20 protein-coding genes are annotated in these 18198 nt (G+C 73.6%); 8 read left to right on the forward strand and 12 right to left on the reverse strand.

Going from position 1 to position 18198, the window contains the following annotated elements:
* Positions 1-55: 55 nt before the first annotated feature.
* Positions 56-853: an alpha/beta hydrolase gene (locus tag AB0I11_RS26090; protein WP_357325797.1), complete on the reverse strand. Its 798-nt coding sequence runs from the start codon at positions 851-853 to the stop codon at positions 56-58.
* 112 nt (positions 854-965) lie between these two features.
* Here AB0I11_RS26090 and AB0I11_RS26095 point away from each other — a divergent pair, with 112 nt between their 5' ends.
* The 5 genes from AB0I11_RS26095 (at position 966) to AB0I11_RS26115 (ending at position 4298) form a co-directional block, all read left to right on the forward strand.
* Positions 966-1577 carry a helix-turn-helix transcriptional regulator gene (locus AB0I11_RS26095; RefSeq protein ID WP_357325800.1) on the forward strand — a complete coding sequence of 204 codons (612 nt, stop codon included), beginning with the start codon at positions 966-968 and terminating at the stop codon, positions 1575-1577.
* Positions 1574-2260 carry a hypothetical protein gene (locus AB0I11_RS26100; protein ID WP_357325803.1) on the forward strand — a complete coding sequence of 229 codons (687 nt, stop codon included), beginning with the start codon at positions 1574-1576 and terminating at the stop codon, positions 2258-2260. The genes AB0I11_RS26095 and AB0I11_RS26100 overlap by 4 nt, the downstream gene beginning before the upstream one ends.
* A 72-nt stretch (positions 2261-2332) precedes the next feature.
* Positions 2333-2665: a DUF2516 family protein gene (locus AB0I11_RS26105; RefSeq protein ID WP_046570780.1), complete on the forward strand. Its 333-nt coding sequence runs from the start codon at positions 2333-2335 to the stop codon at positions 2663-2665.
* Positions 2662-3549 (forward strand): alpha/beta hydrolase, encoded by an 888-nt coding sequence (locus AB0I11_RS26110; RefSeq protein WP_357325807.1) that lies wholly within the window; start codon positions 2662-2664, stop codon positions 3547-3549. The genes AB0I11_RS26105 and AB0I11_RS26110 overlap by 4 nt, the downstream gene beginning before the upstream one ends.
* A gap of 11 nt (positions 3550-3560) precedes the next feature.
* Complete coding sequence (locus AB0I11_RS26115) at positions 3561-4298, forward strand: alanyl-tRNA editing protein (protein ID WP_357325810.1); 738 nt, start codon at positions 3561-3563, stop codon at positions 4296-4298.
* Positions 4299-4308: 10 nt separating this feature from the next.
* Here the strand turns inward: AB0I11_RS26115 and AB0I11_RS26120 are convergent, their stop codons facing one another.
* Positions 4309-4995: a nucleotidyltransferase domain-containing protein gene (locus AB0I11_RS26120; protein ID WP_357325813.1), complete on the reverse strand. Its 687-nt coding sequence runs from the start codon at positions 4993-4995 to the stop codon at positions 4309-4311.
* 77 nt (positions 4996-5072) lie between these two features.
* Here AB0I11_RS26120 and AB0I11_RS26125 point away from each other — a divergent pair, with 77 nt between their 5' ends.
* The gene (locus AB0I11_RS26125) at positions 5073-5987 is read left to right on the forward strand and encodes an SDR family oxidoreductase (RefSeq protein ID WP_357325816.1); all 915 of its coding nucleotides are present in this window, start codon (positions 5073-5075) and stop codon (positions 5985-5987) included.
* Here the strand turns inward: AB0I11_RS26125 and AB0I11_RS26130 are convergent.
* Together AB0I11_RS26130 and AB0I11_RS26135 are read right to left on the reverse strand one after the other, a co-directional pair.
* Positions 5978-6979 carry a WYL domain-containing protein gene (locus AB0I11_RS26130; RefSeq protein ID WP_357325819.1) on the reverse strand — a complete coding sequence of 334 codons (1002 nt, stop codon included), beginning with the start codon at positions 6977-6979 and terminating at the stop codon, positions 5978-5980. The genes AB0I11_RS26125 and AB0I11_RS26130 overlap by 10 nt on opposite strands.
* 22 nt (positions 6980-7001) lie before the next feature.
* On the reverse strand, positions 7002-8627 hold the full coding sequence (locus AB0I11_RS26135; protein WP_357325822.1) for an Ig-like domain-containing protein: 1626 nt from the start codon (positions 8625-8627) through the stop codon (positions 7002-7004).
* Between the two features lie 153 nt (positions 8628-8780).
* Here AB0I11_RS26135 and AB0I11_RS26140 point away from each other — a divergent pair, with 153 nt between their 5' ends.
* Both AB0I11_RS26140 and AB0I11_RS26145 read left to right on the forward strand, forming a co-directional pair.
* Entirely contained in the window at positions 8781-9572 is a 792-nt protein-coding gene (locus AB0I11_RS26140) for an EI24 domain-containing protein (protein WP_357325825.1), read from the forward strand.
* Between the two features lies 1 nt (position 9573).
* Positions 9574-10092 (forward strand): O-acetyl-ADP-ribose deacetylase, encoded by a 519-nt coding sequence (locus AB0I11_RS26145; protein ID WP_357325828.1) that lies wholly within the window; start codon positions 9574-9576, stop codon positions 10090-10092.
* On the opposite strand, the gene AB0I11_RS26150 is transcribed toward AB0I11_RS26145, so the two are convergent.
* From AB0I11_RS26150 to AB0I11_RS26185, 8 genes are all read right to left on the reverse strand, one after another.
* Positions 10085-10987 carry a GNAT family N-acetyltransferase gene (locus AB0I11_RS26150; RefSeq protein WP_357325832.1) on the reverse strand — a complete coding sequence of 301 codons (903 nt, stop codon included), beginning with the start codon at positions 10985-10987 and terminating at the stop codon, positions 10085-10087. The two genes, AB0I11_RS26145 and AB0I11_RS26150, sit on opposite strands and share 8 nt — an antisense overlap.
* Positions 10988-11054: 67 nt before the next feature.
* A complete protein-coding gene (locus AB0I11_RS26155) occupies positions 11055-11471 on the reverse strand; it encodes a RidA family protein (RefSeq protein WP_357325835.1) in 417 nt (138 codons plus the stop codon).
* Between the two features lie 63 nt (positions 11472-11534).
* Positions 11535-12542 carry a LacI family DNA-binding transcriptional regulator gene (locus AB0I11_RS26160; RefSeq protein WP_357325838.1) on the reverse strand — a complete coding sequence of 336 codons (1008 nt, stop codon included), beginning with the start codon at positions 12540-12542 and terminating at the stop codon, positions 11535-11537.
* A 19-nt stretch (positions 12543-12561) separates the two neighbouring features.
* Positions 12562-13929 (reverse strand): GH1 family beta-glucosidase, encoded by a 1368-nt coding sequence (locus AB0I11_RS26165; protein ID WP_357325841.1) that lies wholly within the window; start codon positions 13927-13929, stop codon positions 12562-12564.
* 58 nt (positions 13930-13987) lie between these two features.
* Entirely contained in the window at positions 13988-14821 is an 834-nt protein-coding gene (locus AB0I11_RS26170; protein ID WP_357325845.1) for a carbohydrate ABC transporter permease, read from the reverse strand.
* Positions 14818-15804, reverse strand: a complete 987-nt coding sequence (locus AB0I11_RS26175) for a sugar ABC transporter permease (RefSeq protein ID WP_357325848.1) — start codon at positions 15802-15804, stop codon at positions 14818-14820. The genes AB0I11_RS26170 and AB0I11_RS26175 overlap by 4 nt, the downstream gene beginning before the upstream one ends.
* Positions 15805-15875: 71 nt before the next feature.
* Positions 15876-17183 (reverse strand): extracellular solute-binding protein, encoded by a 1308-nt coding sequence (locus AB0I11_RS26180; RefSeq protein ID WP_357325851.1) that lies wholly within the window; start codon positions 17181-17183, stop codon positions 15876-15878.
* Positions 17184-17398: 215 nt separating this feature from the next.
* Positions 17399-18154: a maleylpyruvate isomerase family mycothiol-dependent enzyme gene (locus tag AB0I11_RS26185; protein ID WP_357325854.1), complete on the reverse strand. Its 756-nt coding sequence runs from the start codon at positions 18152-18154 to the stop codon at positions 17399-17401.
* Between the last annotated feature and the right edge of the window lie 44 nt (positions 18155-18198).

The following is an 18198-nucleotide window of genomic DNA, read 5'->3' on the forward strand; positions in this document are numbered from 1 at the left end:
AGCGAATGCCTCAGCGGCATATCGCTCTTACCTGCCGGACCTGGTCCGGGGGCTGTCAGGGCAGGAAGTCGAGCAGGGCGGCGTTGACCGGCTCGGGGCGCTCCAGCGGCAGCAGGTGCGCGGCGTCCGGGACGTCGGGCAGCCGTACCCCCTGGGGTGCCTCGGCGGCGATCCGGTCGGCCAGCCGGCGGATGTCGCCGAGGTCGTCCGCGCCCGCCGCGGCCAGCACCGGCATCGACAGCTCGGCCAGCCGGTCGATCGCGGGCGGGTCGAGCTCGCCCGCCTCCACGGCGCTCAGCGCCTGCTCGGCGGCGAGCGCCCGGCGGTCCATCTCCTCGGCAAACCGGATCAGCTCCGGATCGACGTCCGCCGGTTGCCGGCTCGGGCCGACCACCCAGAACCGCACCTCGCCGGCCGCGGTGGCCGCGAAGTCCTCCGGGTCCACCTCGCCGACCAGGTCCTCCCAGGCCTGCTCGGTCTCCTCGGACCACTCGTTGCCGGAGACCGGGGCGCCGAGCAGGGCCAGCGCGGCGACCCGGGCCGGATGGGCCAGGGCGGTGTCCACCGCCACCTTGCCGCCGAACGAGCAGCCGACCAGGGCGGCCCGGTCGATCCCGAGGGCGTCCAGCAGGCCGATCACGTCGTCGTGGTGGGCGAACGGGATGGGTGGCAGCTCCGAGTCGCCGTAGCCGCGCAGGTCGAGGGCGATCACCCGGTGCCGGTGGGCGAGCGCGGACAGCTGGTGTCGCCACATCCGCCGGTCGGCGATGCCGGCGTGCAGCAGCACCACCGGGCTGCCGCTGCCCGCCTCGTCGTACGCGAGCTGGGCGTTGTTGACCTCGATCTTGGGCACGCGAGGACGCTACGGACCGAACGGCGGCGGCGCAAGCGGGTAACTGAGACATTGCTAACTGCCAGCAAGCATTTTGCTTGCAGGAGCTAGCAGATCGAGCTAGCGTGGAGGCATGGCCACCGGTAAGGACCTTCCCGACGTCGGCGGGTTCATTCGCGACCTGCGTCGCAACGCGAAGATCTCGCTCCGCCAGCTCGCCGAGCAGGCGGGCGTCAGCAATCCGTACCTCAGCCAGATCGAGCGCGGCCTGCGCAAGCCCAGCGCCGAGGTGCTCCAGCAGCTCGCCAGCGCCCTGCGCGTCTCCACCCCGGCCATGTACCTGCGGGCCGGGTTGCTGGACGACAAGGAAGGCCAGGGGGTGCTCGCCGCCATCGCCGTGGACCCCGAACTGACCATGGCGCAGAAGCAGTCGCTCACCCAGATCTACGAGACGTTCCGCCGGGAGAACGCCCGGCTCGCCGAGGCCACCGCCGCCACCCAGCCGGCGACCGAGCCGGCCACCACCGAGCCGGCCCCGGCCACCGAGGCACCCGCCACCGTGACGCCGGCCGCGACCGGCCCCACGACGGCGGAGGGCACCCCGACGGAGGCGGTTCTCGAGTCGGTCGCCGTCACCGAGGCCGGCGCCGCCCCCGCCCCGACCACCGCCACCACCCCCGACAAGGAGACCACCCACCGGGTGGCCCGCGAGGCCGCCGGTGCGGCCGAAGAGGAGAAGTCATGACCCAGCCGAAGACCAACCGCATCCCGGCCCCGCTCTACGCCGCCGCGGGCGCCGGCGAGCTGGCCCTCGAGCAGCTCCGCAAGCTGCCCACCGTGGTGAGTGACCTGGGCACCCGGGTCGTCGCCGAGTTCGGTGGCAAGGCCGTCGTCACCGGTGTCGAGCTGCGCCAGAAGGCGACCGAGACGCTGAAGACCGCCAACCTGACCGCGGCCGGGTTCCGCGAGAAGGCCGAGTCGACCGACCTCGACCTGGACAAGCTCCGGGAGGCAGCCGCCCGCAACGCCGCCGCCGTGCTGGCCGGCGCGCAGGCCGCCCAGGAGCGCGCCCTCGCCGGCGCGCAGGCCGCCCAGGCCCGGGCGCTGGCCGCGTACACCGAGCTGGTCGCCCGCGGCGAGCGGGTGGTCGGCGCCGGCGTGCTGGAGGCCGCCGACACGGTGAACGCCGACATCGAGGCGACCGAGGCGACCACCTCGGTCGTCGAGACCGCCCGGGCCGAGGCGCCGGCCCAGGCCGAGGTGCCCACCCCGGCCGAGGTGGCCGAGGCCGTCGAGGCCAAGCCCGCGGCCGTGAAGCGGACCCGGGCCACCAAGGCCACCGCCGCCAGGGCCACCGCCGCGAAGCCGGCCACCCCGTCGGCGAAGCTGCCGAAGGCCACGAAGCGGACCCGCCCGGCCGCCGAGTGAGTCGAAGCTGGACCGAGACCCCGGACGGCGTCCTGTCGGACGTTGCCGGGGTCTCGGCATAAGCTTGCCGTCATGGCCTACGCCGCGCCGCTGTTCTACCACGACGTCCGCTTCGTGATCGAGCTGATCCTGCTCGTCTTCGCCCTGGTCATCGAGGCCGTCTCGCTGGTGCACGCGATCACCCAGCGCTCCGACGGGTTCTCCGCGATCGGCACCCTGCCCAAGGGCGGCTGGATCGCCATCCTGGCGATCTGCCTGCTGTTCACGCTCCCCGGCCTGGGCTTCGGCTTCGGCGGCGTGCTGAGCATCTTCGGCCTGGTCGGCATCGCTGCGTCGCTCATCTACCTGCTGGACGTCCGGCCCGGCCTACGGGACCTGCACGACGGCCGAGGCTCCTCCTGGTGAGAGGCTTCCGCTGGCCACCACCACCGGACGGCGGCCCCCGCACCTGGGGTCCCGGGCCCGGCGCCCCGCGTACCGGCCGGCCGGCGCTGCCCGAGCCGGAGACCGAGCTGGTCGCCACCCCCCACGGCGTACGGCTGGAACGGCTGGTCACCGGCGCCGGCGACCCGGTCACCGTGTTCGCGCACGGGCTCGGCAACGGCATCGCGACCACCCGCCCGTTCGGCAGCGGGGTCACCGGGCGGCGGATCTTCTTCCAGTTCCGCGGGCACGGCCGCTCCGACTCGCCGCCCGGCCCGTGGACCTATCTGGACCTGGCCCGTGACCTGCGGGCCATCGCGGACCTGGGCGGGGCCGGCCGGGCCTTCGGGGCCAGCCTCGGCGCGGGCGCGCTCTGCCGGCTGCTCGCCGAGAGCCCGGACCGCTTCGACCGGCTGGTCTTCTTCCTGCCCGCCGTGCTGGACACCCCGCGCGGCGAGGTCGCCCGGTCCCGGCTGACCGGGCTGCTCGACGCGGTCGCCGACGGCGACGCGTCCGCGCTGGCCGACGTGGTGGCCCTGGAGCTGCCGCCGTCCGTGCGCAACACCCCGGCCGGGTGGGCGTACCTGCGGCAGCGGCTGGACCAGCTGCTCCGGGACGGGCTCGCCCCGGGACTGGCCAGCCTGCCCGAGCAGGCCCCGCTGCGGGACGCCGGGGCGCTCGCCGCGGTGACCGCGCCGGCGCTGGTGATCGGGTGCGCCGGCGACGACCTGCACCCGGTGGCGGTCGCCGAGCAGTTGGCGGCCGCGCTCCCGCAGGCCACCCTGCACGTGTACGACCGGCCGGGCGTGCTCTGGACGGAACGCGCCGACCTGCGGGAGCGGATCTCGACGTTCCTCAACGGGTAACCTCCCCGGTCATGGGCGTCACACATCACGGCCGTACCCACCGACTGGACCTCGCCGACCCCACCCTGAGGGAGTGGGCGTGCACGGTGCTGGCGGCCGATCCCGAGCAGGGCATCGTGCTGGACCGGTCGGCCTTCTACCCGGGCGGCGGCGGACAGCCGCCGGACCACGGGGTGCTGCTCTGGCAGGGGGCGCAGACCCGGATCGTCGGCACCCGCAAGGGCGACGACCTGTGGCTGATCCCGGCCGAGGGTGACCCGCTGCCACCGGTCGGCACCGCCGTCACCGGCGCCGTCGAGGACGCCCGGCGCACCATGCTGATGCGTACCCACTCCGGGCTGCACGTGCTCTGCGGCGTGGTGTTCCGCGACTTCGGCGCGCTGGTCACCGGCGGCAACATGGAACCCGGCGAGGCCCGGATGGACTTCAACCTGCCCGAGGTGCCGCCGGACTTCAAGGCCCGGATCGAGGAGCTGGTCAACGTCGAGGTGGCCGCCGACCGGGCGGTCGCCGTCCGGGTGCTGCCCCGGGCCGAGGCGCTGGTCCTGCCGGACATCATCCGTACCCAGTCCAACCTGATCCCGCCGGACGAGCAGGAGGTGCGGATCGTGGACATCGTCGGGCTGGACGTGCAGGCCGACGGGGGCACCCACGTCGCCTCCACCGCCCAGATCGGCAAAGTGCAGGTGGTGAAGGTGGAGAGCAAGGGCCGGGCCAACCGCCGGGTCCGGGTGCGGCTGGTGGACTGACCGTCCAGCGTCAGCCGCGGCGCGGCTCCGGCGGCAGGTGCGCCGCCCGGACGGCCAGCAGCCAGCGCTCCACGGTCTCCTCGTCGGGCCGCTCCGGCAACGGGGTGCGGATCCGGTCGAAGTCCCGCTCGGCGGCGGCGACCAGCGCCTCCGCCTCGTCCAGCGCGCCGGCGGCGACCCGCTCGCCGAAGGCCCGGAACCACTCCGGGTCGGCCAGCCGGATCGCCAGCACCCCGGTCGTGTAGAGCACCCGCCCCTGGTGCAGCAGGCGGGCCAGGTGCCGGGCGTGCTTCGCCGAGCGGCGCCGACCGCCGACAGTGGCATCCCGGCCGGCCAGCTTGCGGAACTGTTGGGCGGCGTAGCCGAGGTAGGCGTCCCGGACCCGGGGGCCGCTGAGGAACGCCGCACGGATCCCGATCAGCCGCTCCCCGAGCTCGGTCCGGGTCTCGTAGCACTCGTCGGGCAGCCACATCAGCTCGGTGGCGGTCGGGTTGCCGCTCAACGCCAGCCGCGCGTACTTGCCCGCCTCGTGCAGCGTCAGGTCGGGGCCGGTGGTGACCACCGACTCCCGCGGCGGGTGCAGGCCGTGGAAGGCGACCGTCGGCGCGGCGAAGACGCCGATCCGGTCCACGTCCGAGTCCGGCCCCGCCAACCCGTACGCGACCGAGCCGACGATCCCGGAGAGCAGCAGGTGCATGCCGGCCATCATGGCCGATCGAGATCACTCCGGAAACCAGACTTCGGCTGTCAGGTATCGGTGGCACGGTGACAGCCATGACGAAACCGTTGGAAGGCACGATCGCGCTGGTCGCCGGGGCGACCCGGGGCGCCGGCCGGCAGATCGCCGTGCAGCTCGGCGCCGCCGGGGCCACCGTCTACGCCACCGGGCGCACCAGCCGGGAGCGGCCCTCGGAGCTGGGCCGCCCGGAGACCATCGAGGAGACCGCCGAGCTGGTCACCGCCGCCGGCGGCACCGGCATCGCCGTGGTGGTCGACCACCTCGACCCGGACCAGGTACGCCGCCTGGTGCAGCGGATCGACGCCGAACAGGGCCGGCTCGACGTGCTGGTCAACGACATCTGGGGCGCGGACCCGCTGATCACCTGGGAGAAGCCGGTCTGGGAGCAGCCACTCGACGCCGGCTTCCGCACCCTGCGGCTGGCCGTGGACACCCACATCATCACCAGCCACTTCGCGCTGCCGCTGCTGATCCGCAACCCGGGTGGCCTGGTCGTCGAGATCGGCGACGGCACCAAGGAGTACAACGACACCACGTACCGGCTCTCGGTCTTCTACGACCTGGCCAAGGTGTCGGTGAACCGGCTCGCCTTCACCCAGGCGCACGAGCTGGCGCCGCACGGGTGCACGGCGGTCGCGCTCACCCCCGGCTGGCTGCGTTCCGAGGCCATGCTGGAGCACTTCGGGGTCACCGAGGCCACCTGGCGGGACGGCGCGGCGAAGGAGCCGCACTTCGTCATGTCCGAGACGCCGGCCTTCGTCGGGCGCGCGGTGGCCGCCCTGGCCGCCGACCCGGACCGGGCCCGCTGGAACGGCAGGTCCGTGGACAGCGGCGGCCTGGCCCAGGTGTACGGCTTCACCGACGTCGACGGCAGCCGGCCGCACTGGGCCCGCTACCAGGATGAGGTGGTCACGCCCGGGAAGCCCGCGGACCCCACCGGCTACCGCTGACCGGTGCCCGGTGGCGGGGGCGGGTCCCGGTAGAGCGCCGCCGACCGGCGGGCCGCCTCGGCGAAGCGGGCCCGCAGCTCGGGCGGGTCGAGCACCTCGACCTCCGGGCCGAGCGCCAGTAGCACGTCGTACGCGACCGGCACGGACTCGACGGGCAGCCGGGTCACCCGCCACCCCTGCCCGTCGGGCTCGCCGGCCCGGGCCACCGCCTCCTCGTACGCGAAGGGGGCCTCGGCCCGGTGCCGCAGCGCGCGCAGGCCGGCCGGGCTGAGCCGGACGGTGACCTCGGCGCGGAGCATGCCGCGCAGGAACGCCTCGGCCTGTTCCCGCCAGTACGCCCCCAGGTCGAAGCCGCCGTCGCGGGCGAACATCGCCTCGCCCACCTCGACGTCGACCACCCGGTCCACCCGGTACGTCCGCCAGCCGTCGCCGACGCGGCCGACCAGATACCAGACCCCGTTCTTGAGCACCAGCCCGTACGGTTCGACCGTGCGCGCCACCTCGCGCTCGCCCCGGCGGTAGCGCAACTCGACCACGAGGTCCCGCCAGACGGCGCGGGCCAGCTCGGCCAGCCGGGGCGGCGGGGTCGACTCGCGGAACCAGCCCGGCACGTCCAGGTGGAACCGCTGCCCGGCCCGGGCGGGCGCGTCCCGCAGGCTCGGCGGCAGCGCGGCCAGCACCTTCAGCTCGGCGGCGGCCACCGCGTCCGCCAGCCCCATGTCCCCGGCCGGCCCGGGCAGCCCGGCCAGGAAGAGCGCCTCCGCCTCGTCCCGGTTGAGCCCGGTCAGGCGGGTCCGGTAGCCGCCGAGCAGCCGGTAGCCGCCGGCCCGGCCCCGGTCCGCGTAGACCGGCACACCGGCCGCGGAGAGCGCCAGCACGTCCCGGTAGACGGTGCGCTCGGAGACCTCCAGCTCGCGGGCCAGTTCGGCGGCGGTCATCGTCTCCCGCGCCTGCAGCAGCAGGAGCAACGAGATCAACCGGGCGGCACGCACCCGACCATTCTGCGGTAGCGCGCTAACGGCAGGTGGTGGTGACGACGACGGGCGCCTGCGCCAGCACCGGCGGCCGGCAGTCGCCGGGTGTCGCCGGCCGCCACGCCGCGGCGATGTTGTAGTACCAGTCCTCCGGCACGTACGCAGCCCATTGGGAGAGGTCGCTGCCGCCGCGCAGGCCGCCGGCGAGCAGCACACCGACGGAACCGGTCCGGACCGCGAGGTGCAGGGCCAACATGCCCACCGCCGGATAGCCGAGCGCGGAGCAGGCCTCGGCACCGTCTCGCCAGCACGTCCACGCCTGGGTTGGATCGCCGATCGCCCGGTCCGGGTACGGCGCCGTGAACAGGTCGTACACCACCGCTTCGGTGCCCAGGGTCTGGCCGACGCTCTGCCAGAAGTCGATGGCGTGCGCGGCGTCCGGCATCGGTTTGGCGCAGACCGCCCGCTCGTCCCGGCAGGTGGCACCCGGCCCGGTGTAGCGGCCCTCACTCCAGGTGAGCCCGACGATCGGGGTGATACCCGCGACCGCCAGCCGCTGCGTGTACGCGACGACCTCCTGCCGGTACGGCTCGCCTCCGTAGCGCGGGTCGACGTACGGCAGGCCGAGCCAGCAGGCCTCGTTGAGGGCGAGGTACACCGCCCGGAAGCCGCGGGCGGCCAGCCCGGCCACGGCCCTCGCGTCCACCGGCCCGTCCCAGATGCCGCGCCCCTGCACGCATCGGGACTCGGCGCCGCTCCGGGCGAGCGGCGCCAGCTCCCGCGGAGCCACCGCGTCGATGACGGGGGAGATGCCCCAGAGCCGGTCCCGCACCACGGTGACGTACGGCGCCTGCCGCTCCTCACCGGGGGTGAGCACCCGGACGAACGGGGCGTCTTTTCCGCTCTGCTTCGCGCCCTGGTCGTCGTACGCCACGGCGAAGAAGCTGTATCCGCCGGCCGGCACATCACGCCACTCCGCGGTGTACGGCGCGGTGGTGTCGGTCTCGAACGGGGCCGAATCCGGCGAGTCGCCGGTGTGGAAGAACTCCACCCGGGTGATCCGCCGTCCCGGCGCGGGCGTGGCGGTGGCCTCCACCGTGATTGTCGCCGGGGCGAAGAAGTGGTCACCGTCCTCGGGCCGGGTGATCCGCACGACCGGCCGGTTCGGGTCGGGTGTGGGGCTCGGTGACGAACTCGGCGTCGGGCTCGGCGGCCTCGTCGGGCTCGGCGGGACAGATGACGAGGGCGACGGCGACGGCGGCAGCACGGTCCCGCACGGGACACCGTTCAGGGTGAAGACCGGCGGCTCGCCGCGCTTGACGCCGTGGGTCATGACGTACCGGAAGGACGTCGGCCGGTCGGCCGGCAACCCGGCGCCGGGCAGGCCGCGCAGCGTGACGTGATCGCCGTGCTGCTCCCAGCGCACGCCGTCGACGTTCTTGATCTGCTCGCTCGGGTACCGGAGCTGGAAGTCGAGCGTCCACTCCGGCAGCGACCGGCCCAGGCTCACGACGGTGAGTTCGCCGCTGAGCATCGACGGGTACTGGGCGCGGACCGGCATCTCCGCGGCACAGCCGCCCGTGGCGGACGCCGGATGCACCATGACGAGCGCGGCCGAGGTGGCGGCGAGCGCGGCGACGACCAGACCGGCGATGCGATTTCTCATCAACGTCCCCCGTTATCGACGTCCATCGCTTCGATGGTTGTCTTTGGCAACGCCACGAGTCAAGGGCTTCCCACGCCGGCCGGCGGGAAGGACCGCGGTCCCCGGCCGGCGGCCGCCCGGCGATCGTGCGGCCGACCACTAGGCTCTGCGATCGTGGACGCACCCCGCCTCGCCGCGCCCGTCACCGGCGCCGTCACCCGCTTCCTCGCCGGCGCCGGCCTGCTGCTGCGCGGGCTCCGGCTGTACGTGCGCGACCCCGGGCTGATGCTGCTCGGGATCGTGCCCGCGCTGATCACCGGAGTGCTCTTCATCGCCGCGTTCGCCACCCTGCTGTACTTCGTGGACGACCTGGCCGCGCTGGTCACCCCGTTCGCGGACGACTGGTCGGGGACCGCGCGCGGGCTGGTCCGGGTGGTCGCCGGGCTGGCTGTCGTGGGGCTGGCCGGGCTGCTCGGCGTGCTCGCCTTCACGGCGGCCACCCTGGCCATCGGCGACCCGTTCTACGAGAAGATCTCCGAGCGGGTCGAGGACCGGCTCGGCGGCACCCCGGGCGCCGTCGAGGTGCCGTTCTGGGCGTCGCTGCGGCGCAGCATCGTGGACTCGCTGCGGCTGGTGGCCATCTCCGCGCTGGTCGGCGTACCCCTCTTCGCGGCCGGCTTCATCCCGGTGGTCGGGCAGACCGTGGTGCCGGTGGTCGGCGCCCTGGTGGGCGGCTGGTTCCTGGCCCTGGAACTGGTCGGCGCGCCGTTCTACCGGCGCGGCATGCGGCTGCCGCAGCGGCGGTCGATACTGAAGGCCGACCGGCCCACCGCCCTGGGCTTCGGGACGGCGGTCTTCGTCTGCTTCCTGATCCCGCTCGGCGCGGTGCTCATCATGCCGGCCGCCGTCGCCGGCGCCGCCCTGCTGGCCCGCCGGTCGCTCGGGCAGTCCGTCGAGGAGGGGTGACGTGGACACGGTCCTGATCGCGGGAGACATCACCGCCCAGCGGGTCGACGCCATCGTCAACGCCGCCAACTCCTCGCTGCTCGGCGGCGGGGGAGTGGACGGCGCGATCCACCGCACGGGCGGCCCGGCCATTCTTGAGGCGTGCCGGGCGCTGCGCGCCTCCCGCTACGGCCGGGGCCTGCCCACCGGCCAGGCGGTCGCCACCACCGCGGGCAACCTGCCGGCCCGGTGGGTGGTGCACACCGTCGGGCCGGTCTTCTCCCCACGCGAGGACCGGTCGGCGCTGCTGCGCGACTGCTACGCCAACAGCCTGGCGGTCGCCGACGAGTTGGGCGCCACCAGCGTGGCCTTCCCGCTGATCTCCGCCGGCGTCTACGGCTGGCCGGTCGACGACGCGGTCCGCCAGGCGCTCACCGTGCTGCACGCGGCCACCCCGGCGCACGTCACCGAGGCCCGGCTCGTGCTCTTCGGCGCGGACACCTACGGCACCGCGGTGCGGGTCGCCGGCGGGCTCAGCTGAGCGTGCGGCGGCAGGACCACTGGCTGTCCACCGGCCGGTAGCCGAGCCGGGTGTTGATCGCCAGCATCGGCCCGTTCGCCTCATCGTTGGAGGTGTACGCCGTCCGCACCCCGGTCGCCGCCGCGCGGTGCAGGGCGACCTGCTTGGTCAGCCGGGCCAGCCCCCGGCCCCGGTGCGCCGGCACGGTGCCGGTGAAGTCCGACCACATCCGGTCACCGTCCCGCTTGACCAGGCTGAGCGCCACCACGTCCCCGGCCACCTCGGCGACCGTGCTGGCCTGCCGGTCCAGGCCCGGGTTGTCCCAGACCTCGTGCTGCCAGAGGTCGTAGCCGAGCACGTCCGTGGGGACGTCGCCCGGCTCGTCCCGCGCCGACTCCGCGTCCGCCCGGTGGATCCGCCGGGGGTCGACCTCGCCGGCCGGCAGCAGCCGTACGCCGGGCGGCGGTTCGGGCATCGGCGGGGCGGGCCGGAGGTCGAGCGCGGAGTAGCGCAGCTCGCGGCTGGGCGTGAAGCCGTGCCGCTGGGCGAACGGCAGGGATTCGGCGCGGCAGTGGGTGAGCACCCGGGTCGCGCCGGTCTGCCGCAGGTGACCGAGGGCGGCGTCGAAGAGGGCGGTGCCGGCGCCCCGGCCTCGGTGCGCCGGGTGGACGTGCAGGGTGGAGATCTCCCCCACGCCGGCCGTCGAGGTCTGCGTGTTGCGGTACGCCGACCCCCAGCCGACCAGCCGCCCGTCCGTCTCCACCACCCAGGCCGCCCAGTCCTCGCCGGGCGGCGGCTGGGCGATCATGCGTCGGGTCGATTCGACGCCGCGGACCAGGTAGGGGAAGACGAGCGCGCGCAGCGCCACGACACCGGGCGCGTCCTCGGGGCGGGCGGATCTGATCAGGTCGGTCATCCGGCGACCCTAGAGCCGTCGCCCGCCCGCTGGCGACGGGTTTACCGCGGGCGGGCCGGCGGGCCACTCAGGCGACCTCCGCCCGGACCGCGGCGACCGCCTCGACCTCGACGAGCTGGTCGGGGTAGCCGAGCACGGCCACCCCGAGCAGGGTGCTCGGCACGTCGTGGTCACCGAACGCGTCCCGGACCACCTCCCAGGCGGCCACCAGGTCGGCACGGTCGCCGCTGGCCACGTACACCGTGGTCCGGACGACGTCGGTGAGCCGGGCCCCGGCGGCGGCCAGGGCGACCACCAGGTTGGCCATCACCTGCCGGGCCTGGCCGGCGGGGTCGCCGGGGGCCACCGTCCGCCCGTCCGCGTCCAGCGGGCAGGCGCCGGCGGTGAAGACCAGCCGGGCGGGCGGGACGACCTCGGCCGCGTACGCGTACTCGGCGACGTCGGAGAGCTGGGCCGCCCGGATCAGGCGCACGGTGTCGGTCATCGGCCGACCGTAGCGCCCGGTCCGCCGACCCGGCGAGGCGTTTAAGGGGTCCCGCCCGGCCGGTCAGGCGGAGTCGCGGAGCACCAGTTCGGTGGGGAGCACGAGGGCCTGCTCGACCTGCTCCCCGGCGGCGATCCGGAGCAGCTGGCGGGTCATCGCCCGGCCCAGCTCGACGATCGGCTGCCGGATCGTGGTGAGCGGCGGCTCGGTGTACGCGGCCGTGTCGATGTCGTCGAAGCCGATCACGGCGACGTCCTGCGGCACCCGCCGGCCGGCCTCCCGCAGGGTGCGCAGGGCGGCGTGCGCCATCAGGTCGGAGGCCGCGAAGACCGCGTCCAGCTCCGGGTCGGCGGCGAGCAGTTGCCGCATGGCCGCGCTGCCGGACTCCCGGGTGAAGTCGCCGTACGCGACCAGCTCCGGCAGGCCGGCGGCGGCGACCGTGTCCCGGTAGCCGATCAGCCGCTCGATGCCGGCCACCATGTCCTGCGGCCCGGCGATGGTGGCGATCCGCCGGCGACCGTTCCCGATCAGGTGGCGGACCGCCCGGGCGACCCCGCCGACGTGGTCGACGTCGACGTAGGGCACCTCGGCGCCGTCCAGCGGCCGGCCGCTGCACACCACCGGGATGCCGAGCCGGGCGAGCCTGCCGGGCAGCGGGTCCTCGCCGTGCAGCGAGGCGAAGAGCACCCCGTCGACGTGCCGGCCGGTGGTGTAGCGCTCGACCCGTTCGTGCCCGGCCGGCGAGCCGGCCAGCATCAGCACGAGCTGCTTGTCGGCCGCCTCCAGTTCCTGCGCGGCGCCGCGGATGATGCCGGGGAAGACCTGGTCGTCGGAGAAGACCCGGGTGGCCGCCTCGGGCAGGACCAGGGCGACCGAGTCGGTGCGCTGGGTGACCAGGCTGCGGGCGGCGAGGTTCGGGACGTACCCCAGCTCCTCGACCGCCCGGCGGACCGCCTGCTGGATGGGTTCCGCGACGGTGGTAGACCCGTTGACCACCCGGGACACGGTCGCGCGGGACACGCCCGCCCGTCTCGCCACCGCCTCCAGGGTGGGCCGCTGTGCCGTCGTCATCCCCGTTACCACCGCCTCGTCACAGCCCGTTCCGGGAGATCACCTCCTGGTACCAGCGGGCACTTCGCTTCGGTGTGCGCCGCTGGGTCGGGTAGTCGACGTGCACGATCCCGAACCGCTTCCGGTAACCCTCGGCCCATTCGAAGTTGTCCAGCAACGACCATACGAGATAGCCGCGCAGGTCGACGCCGCGGGCGAGGGCGTCGTGCGCGGCCCGCAGGTGCCCGTCGAGATAGCGGATCCGGTCGTCGTCGGCGACCCGGCCCAGCTCGTCGGTCCGCTCGTCGGGGAACGCCGCGCCGTTCTCCATGATCATGACCGGCAGGCCCGGGTGGTCGGCGGCCACCCGCTCCAGCAGCCGGGTGAGCCCGGCCGGTTCGATCAGCCAGCCCATCTCGGTCACCGGCCCGACCGGCGGCAGGAACTCGACGATGCCCGCGCTGCCCGGGTACGCGCTGCTGCCGGCGCCGCCGGCCCGCCCGGCCACGTAGGTGGGGGAGTAGTAGTTGAGGCCGAGCAGGTCGAGCGGGGCGGCGATCAGCTTCTCGTCGCCGTCCCGCAGGAAGTCCGGCTCGACCAGCCGGCTCAGGTGGGCCAGCACGTCCTCCGGGTATCCCGCACCGGTCAGCGGGCCCAGGAAGATCCGGTTGTGCAGGCCGTCGACCAGCCGCACCGCCGTGGCGTCCGCCGGGCTGTCCGGGTCCGCCGGATGCACGTCGGCCAGGTTGAGGGTGATCCCCACGACCTGCGCGCCGGCCGCGCGCAGCGCCCGGGCGGCCAGGCCGTGGCCGAGCAGCAGATGGTGTACGGCCCGGAAGGCCGCCCCGGCGTCCTGCCCGCCCGGCGCGTGCACCCCGTTGCCGTAGCCCAGGTAGGCCGAGCACCACGGCTCGTTGAGCGTGGTCCAGGTGCGGACCCGGTCGCCGAGCCGGCCGTGCACGGCGAGCGCGTACTCGGCGAAGTGCTCGGCGGTCTCCCGGACGGTCCAGCCGCCCCGGTCCGCCAGGGCCTGCGGCAGGTCCCAGTGGTAGAGCGTGACGATCGGGTCGATGCCCCGCCCCAGCAGCGCGTCCGTCAGCCGGTCGTAGAAGTCCAGGCCGGGCGGGTTGTCCGGGCCGGTGCCGGCGGGCCGGACCCGGGGCCAGGCGACCGAGAACCGGTACGCCCGCAGCCCCAGCTCGGCCATCAGCGCCACGTCCTCGGCGTACCGGTGGTAGTGGTCGCAGGCCACGTCGCCGGTGTGCCCGGCGAAGACCTTTCCGGGCGTACGGCTGAAGGTGTCCCAGATGGACGGCGCGCGACCGTCCGCCCCGGCCGCGCCCTCGATCTGGTACGCGGCGGTGGCCGCCCCCCAGACGAAGTTCTCGGGGAACCTCAGCTGCGTCACGCGGCGCCTTCCTTCGTTCCTGGCCACGGGTCCGGCGACCCCGGCTCGTCCCTCGCCCTCACGCCTTCACGGCGCCTTCCATGATGCCGCCGATGATCTGGCGGCCGAACACCACGAAGACCAGCAGCAGCGGCAGGGTGGCGATGGCCGTGCCGGTGAAGACCTGCGACATGTCCTGGTAGTAGCCGTCGGAGAGGGCCCGCAGGGACAGTTGCACGGTCGGGTTCTCCGGGTCGTTGAGCACCGCGTACGGCCAGAGGAAGTCGTTCCAGGTGGTCATGAAGGTGAGCAGGCCGAGCACGGCGGCGGCCGGGCGCAGCGCCGGCAGCACCACGTTCCAGTAGATCCGCGCGGTGTTGCAGCCGTCGATCCGGGCCGCCTCGATCAGCTCGGTGCTGACCGCCTGGCCGGCGTACTGCCGCATCATGAACACGCCGAAGCCGGTGACCAGCGCCGGCACGATCACCGCGGGCAGCCGGTCGTTCCAGTTCAGCTTCGTCATGAGCAGGTAGAGCGGGATCACGCCGAGCTGGGTGGGCACCATCATGGTCGCGACGATGACCAGCAGCAGCGCGTTGCGGCCTCGGAATCGCAGCTTGGCGAAGGCGAATCCGGCCAGGGTGGCGAAGAAGACCACCGAGATGGTCACCGTGCTGGCCACGATGGCCGAGTTGATCAGACCGGTGAGGAAGTACGCGTCGGTGTTGTCGAAGAGCGTGGCGATGTTGGCGCCCAGGTTGCCGCCCGGGGTGACCGGGGGCGGCACCTGGCCCATCGCGTCGCTGGTCCGGCTGGCCACCACGAACATCCAGTAGATCGGGAAGACGGAGAGGGCGGCCGTGAGGGCCAGCGCCAGGTAGGTGAGCCGGCCGGCCGACCAGAGGCGGGTCATCGGGGGTCCCCCTTGCGCGCGCCGCCGAGCCGGCGGAGGAGCAGGACGTTGACGGCGGCGACCAGCGCGATCAGCGCGAAGAGCAGCCAGGCGATGGCCGAGCCGTAGCCGAAGTTGTAGTGCGGCGCGAACGCGTTCTCGAACATGTACATGGTCACCGTCTGCGACTCGCGCAGCGGGCCGCCGCGGATCGCGTTGGTGCCGGAGTTGAACATCCGCGGCTCGGTGAAGAGCTGAAGGCCGCCGATGGTGGAGATGATGACCGCGAAGATGATCGTCGGCTTGAGCAGCGGCACCGTGATGGACCAGAACTGCCGGGCCCGGCCGGCGCCGTCGATCGCCGCCGACTCGTACAGGTCGCGCGGGATGGCCTGCATGGCGGCCAGGAAGATCAGCGCGTTGTAGCCGGTCCACCGCCAGTCGACCATGGTGGAGATGGCCACCCAGGCGGCGAACCGGTTGGCCTTCCAGTCGATCGCGCTGATCCCGACGTGGTCGAGCAGCCAGTTGATCATGCCGAAGTCGCGGCCGAACAGCACCGCGAAGACGATCGCCACGGCGGCGGTCGAGGTGACGTTCGGGATCAGCACCGCCATCCGCCAGGTGGTCCGGGCCCGGAGCTGCCGGTTGAGCAGGTTGGCCAGCCAGAGCGCGGCGAGCAGCTGGGGGACCGTGGAGATGACGAAGATGCCGAGGGTGTTCACCACCGAGTGCCAGAAGTCCGGGTCGGCGAGCAACTGGCTGTAGTTGTCCAGGCCGACGAACGGGTGCTCGGCGCCGAGCAGGTCCCAGTCGTGCAGCGACACCCAGAAGGTGTAGACCAGCGGGTAGATCCCGAAGACCCCGAAGACCAGGAAGAACGGGGCCACGTAGAGGTACGGCGAGTAGGTCGCGTCGAACCGGCTGAGCCGGGCGCCCCGGCTCGGGCGGGTGGTGCGGTGCGCCGGTCTGACCGGCGGGCGGGCGTCGAGCTGGACTGCCATGGCCCGGGACTCCTTTCCGCCGTGCGGACGGCACCCCGTCACCGGGGCCCGCCCGCACGCGCTGGCTCGGGTTACTTGGCGGCGGCCTTCTCGGCGTTGGCGACCGCGTCGGCCCAGCCCTGCTCCGGGGTGCGCTTGCCCAACTCGACGGTGCGGACCGCGTTCTCCACCTCGGTGCGGACGGCCTGGTTCTTCGGGCCCATGTAGACCGGCTTCAGGCTCTTGGCGCCGGTGGCGAAGATCGTGCCGACCGGGGCGTCGGAGAAGTACGCGCTGGTCGAGTCGACGATCGCCGGGTCCGCCAGGGCCTGCGGCGAGGAGGGCAGCGGGCCCTTGGCCTTGAACGCGCCGATCTGGCCCTTTGCGCTGGTCAGGAACTTGGCCAGCGCGATCGCCTCGGCCTGGTGCTTGCTCTGCTTCGGCACGGCGAGGAACGAGCCGCCCCAGTTGCCGCCGTTGCCGGGGATCTGGGCGATGTCCCACTTGCCCTTGGCGCCGGGGCCGGCGTTGCCCTCGATCACCCCGGTCATCCAGGCCGGGCAGGCGATGGTGGCGAACTTCGACTGCTTGAACGCGGAGACCCACTCCTCCGACCAGGAGCCGTACCGGCCGGAGAGGCCGGAGTCGATGATGTCCATCGTGGTGTCGTACGCCTGCTTGACCGCCGGGTTGCTCGCCACGACCAGCTTGTTGCCGGTGTCGTAGTAGCTGTAGCCGGTGGTGTTGCCGGCGGTCTGGAGCAGGATCGTGTTGAACGTGTTCGTCGCGGCGTCGAGGAACGCGGCGCCGGTCTTCTTCGCGGTGAACTGCTCGCCGACCTTGATGTAGTCCTGCCAGGTGGGCCAGAGCCGGCCGACCGCGTCCCGGTCGGTGGGCAGGCCGGCCTTGGCGAACAGGTCCTTGCGGTAGCACATGGCCATCCCGCCGACGTCGGTGCCGAGGCCGATGAGCTGCTTGCCGTCGGCGGTGAGCCCCTGGTTCCACTTCCAGTCGAGGAAGTTGCCCTTCAGCTCCGCGGCGCCGTGGTCGAGCAGGTTCACGAAGTTCTGCGGGTTGGCCTTGTACTCGACGAGCAGGCCCTCCTCGATGGCGACGACGTCGCCCGCGCCCTTGCCCGCGGCGAGCCACTGGGTGAGCTTCGGCGAGTACTCGTCGAGGTTGCCGCCGGTGCCCCGTTCGACGATCTTCACGTCGGGGTGGTCGGCCATGTATTCCTGGTAGAGCTCCTCGTAGCCGAACTGGCCGAAGACGTCGACGGTGAGCGTGACCGGGCCGTCGGCGGCCTCGTCGTCACCGCCACCGCAGCCGGTGGCGCCGAGCAGCGCGGTGGTGGCGACGAGGGCCACCGCCGCCAGCCGGCGGCGCGTGAAGGTACCCATCTGTCTGCTGACCCCTCTAGGTCGTAACGGGTGGTGGAGGGTGGTTCCGGAACTGAGAGAGCGCTCTCACGACAGGGTGGAGGTTGCCTCCCGTCCTGTCAAGAGAGCGCTCTCAGACCGTTACGAAGCGGCCCGGGTGACCCCGGAAAAGCGCCGGGGAGTGGCCGCCCCCGACGGGACGGGCCACTCCCCGCAAGGCGTACGCCGAGGCGACCTCAGCCCACCCGCAAGCCCTGCAACAGCCGCTGGTCACCGGCCACCCCGAGGGCGTCGAAGCTGATCCGGCCCATCACCGCCAGCAGCAGGTCGCTGGCCGTCCCGGTGACCTGCACCCGGGCGTGGTGGTCGTCGTGGTCGAGGATGGTCGCGGTGTCCAGCAGCGCCACCCCCTCGCCGCGCAGCCGCAGGTACCAGTCCTGGGCGGCGTCCGTCGCGCTCAACTGGACCACCCCCTGCCACTGGCCCGGCGTGATCCGCCGCCCCGCCGGCAGCCAGGTGTCCAGCACCTCGCTCACCCCGTCGGCCGCGAGCTTGGCCTCGATCGGCTCGCCCGCGCCGATCGCGAGCTGGGCGTCCCAGCGGTGCACCGCCGTCTCGTGCGCCATCCGGCGCGGCCAGAAGCCCGCCTTCTTCGGCTGCGGCGCGAAGTTCCACGCCGGCGCCTCCGGATCCAGCCCCTCGAGGAGCGCCATCAACTGGTCGAACTCCCGCCGGTACCAGTCGGCCGGGGCCAGGCCGGCCGGCGGCTCCGGATCGTGCCGCTCCGGCCGGGTGGTGGTCCCGGCGGTCAGCACCGTCCGGGCCCAGACGTAGACCCGGGTGAGGTGGTGCGCGAGATCGGAGACCGTCCAGCCGGGACAGGAGAGCACCGGTGTCTCAGGGGGCGCCTCGGCAACGGCGGCGGCGAAGGCGGGTGCCTCCGTCCGCAACGAGCCGATCCAGAAGTCCTTCGTGCCGTGCAATCTGCTCATCGCCATCCTCCCGGGGGTGACCGGGCCACCAGTGGGTGCCGCGG

Source organism: Micromonospora sp. NPDC050495, from assembly GCF_040655175.1.
Classification (GTDB): Bacteria; Actinomycetota; Actinomycetes; order Mycobacteriales; family Micromonosporaceae; genus Micromonospora.

Coding starts and splice junctions, on each gene's coding strand:
- AB0I11_RS26095 (WP_357325800.1), top strand. CDS start 966: ATGGCCACCGGTAAGGACCTTCCCGACGTCGGCGGGTTCATTCGCGAC.
- AB0I11_RS26100 (WP_357325803.1), top strand. CDS start 1,574: ATGACCCAGCCGAAGACCAACCGCATCCCGGCCCCGCTCTACGCCGCC.
- AB0I11_RS26105 (WP_046570780.1), top strand. CDS start 2,333: ATGGCCTACGCCGCGCCGCTGTTCTACCACGACGTCCGCTTCGTGATC.
- AB0I11_RS26115 (WP_357325810.1), top strand. CDS start 3,561: ATGGGCGTCACACATCACGGCCGTACCCACCGACTGGACCTCGCCGAC.
- AB0I11_RS26120 (WP_357325813.1), bottom strand. CDS start 4,995: ATGCACCTGCTGCTCTCCGGGATCGTCGGCTCGGTCGCGTACGGGTTG.
- AB0I11_RS26125 (WP_357325816.1), top strand. CDS start 5,073: ATGACGAAACCGTTGGAAGGCACGATCGCGCTGGTCGCCGGGGCGACC.
- AB0I11_RS26135 (WP_357325822.1), bottom strand. CDS start 8,627: ATGAGAAATCGCATCGCCGGTCTGGTCGTCGCCGCGCTCGCCGCCACC.
- AB0I11_RS26150 (WP_357325832.1), bottom strand. CDS start 10,987: ATGACCGACCTGATCAGATCCGCCCGCCCCGAGGACGCGCCCGGTGTC.
- AB0I11_RS26155 (WP_357325835.1), bottom strand. CDS start 11,471: ATGACCGACACCGTGCGCCTGATCCGGGCGGCCCAGCTCTCCGACGTC.
- AB0I11_RS26160 (WP_357325838.1), bottom strand. CDS start 12,542: ATGACGACGGCACAGCGGCCCACCCTGGAGGCGGTGGCGAGACGGGCG.
- AB0I11_RS26170 (WP_357325845.1), bottom strand. CDS start 14,821: ATGACCCGCCTCTGGTCGGCCGGCCGGCTCACCTACCTGGCGCTGGCC.
- AB0I11_RS26175 (WP_357325848.1), bottom strand. CDS start 15,804: ATGGCAGTCCAGCTCGACGCCCGCCCGCCGGTCAGACCGGCGCACCGC.
- AB0I11_RS26180 (WP_357325851.1), bottom strand. CDS start 17,183: ATGGGTACCTTCACGCGCCGCCGGCTGGCGGCGGTGGCCCTCGTCGCC.
- AB0I11_RS26185 (WP_357325854.1), bottom strand. CDS start 18,154: ATGAGCAGATTGCACGGCACGAAGGACTTCTGGATCGGCTCGTTGCGG.